Here is a 1,370-nt window from a genome sequence, read left to right on the forward strand (position 1 = left end):
CGGAGTAATCGGAGGCATCGTTTTCGTGATGACCGGCATGGAACACGATGGCGATAACGCTTGCTTTCTGTTCTTCGGTCAAAGTTTCGTCTTTGCCTACAATATTGCCGTCGGCAAGGAGGTAGTCCCCTACTTGCAAATTGTGATCTTTGTCAATCGTCGGTGCTCCGTCCACCTTATAGGTCTTGTATGAGCTTACGCTGATATTGTTCGGGGTGATGAAAAACTCCTTCTTGCCGTCGGCATAGCTGCCGGTGAGGGTTACGGTATTGCCTTGTCCGGGACGGACGAAGTAGCGGTATGTGCCGTCCGTATTGCGGCAGGGCTTGGCCTCTCCACTGAAATCGGCTGTAGTAGCAATCACATAGTCGGGAATGGAGGTGTCGGTGAACTTATACACCGTCTTGGGCATTTCGACTACGGCGAGTGCCATGCGGTGGGTCATGGAGAATGAGAGCGAGAGCTTGCCGTCGGCTTTGCTTCCCGAGCCCGTGGCGGTCATGAGGTCGGAGGCTGTGTAGCCTTGCGTGTAGTCGCTCTGATCAGCTTCCGGCTGCCAGTCATTGATAAGCGTGGCGAAGAAATCGCCATCGCTCGTGGTGTCGGTGGCATTTACCTTGCCCGCCATCTTCGCTGTCTCTTGATAGGGATAGTAGAGGAAATACTTCTCGCCCGCCATTCCGCCGGCAAGGGTTACGCCCGCTTCGGGTTGCCAGGTAAGACTGCCGTTCGTGCCTGCTGTGGCGGTGAGTTTCACATTGTCATAGACTATCGCCCCATTGCGCACAAGGTAGAGTCCGCAGGCGTCACTGGCGGTAAACTCGGTACGGTAACCGTCCTCGGTAGCACGGGTAGCGGCTTTCTGCGAGCCGTCAGCCGAAGTTGTCAGGGCATAGCCGCCGTCGGTGATGGTGATGGCGAGCGGTGCGGCATTGTCAGCACCGGGCAGGGGAAGCTCCTCCTGCGTGCAGCCGGTCAGCAGCAGTGCCGCCGCCCAAAGGGTATGTAGGATATTTCGTTTCATTGTCACACTTTTTATTTTAACTTTACGTTACTTGTTTTTATCTTCCTTGCGGGGCAAAGACTGCAAGCGGCCGTTGCCACAATTCCGTTTGTAAATCCGACCCGCTTCGCGGGTATTCAGCCTTTATCAACGAGCGGCTACGCCGCATAATAGATAAATAGGCTGAATAGGTAAATAGGTCAGAAAGCCAAGACCGGACGCAAGTAACTACCCCTGCTGCTCTTACGGTAGTAGTACACGTCGCCGTCGCCCACACTCACACAAAGAGCGTAGTTCGCCGGATTGCGGTAGAACTCCGAGGAGGACCAGTACCAGTCAGACTTTAAGCCTGATACCACTGTCTTGC

General features: G+C 54.7%; 1 protein-coding gene. It reads right to left on the reverse strand.

The window, feature by feature from the left end:
* A partial coding sequence (locus tag DWX62_RS21785; protein WP_118108702.1) for a fimbrillin family protein occupies positions 1-1,024 on the reverse strand: 1,024 nt, incomplete at its 3' end.
* Positions 1,025-1,370: the final 346 nt, after the last annotated feature.

This window comes from Bacteroides sp. AF20-13LB, assembly GCF_003603065.1.
GTDB classification, from domain to species: domain Bacteria; phylum Bacteroidota; class Bacteroidia; order Bacteroidales; family Bacteroidaceae; genus Bacteroides; species Bacteroides uniformis.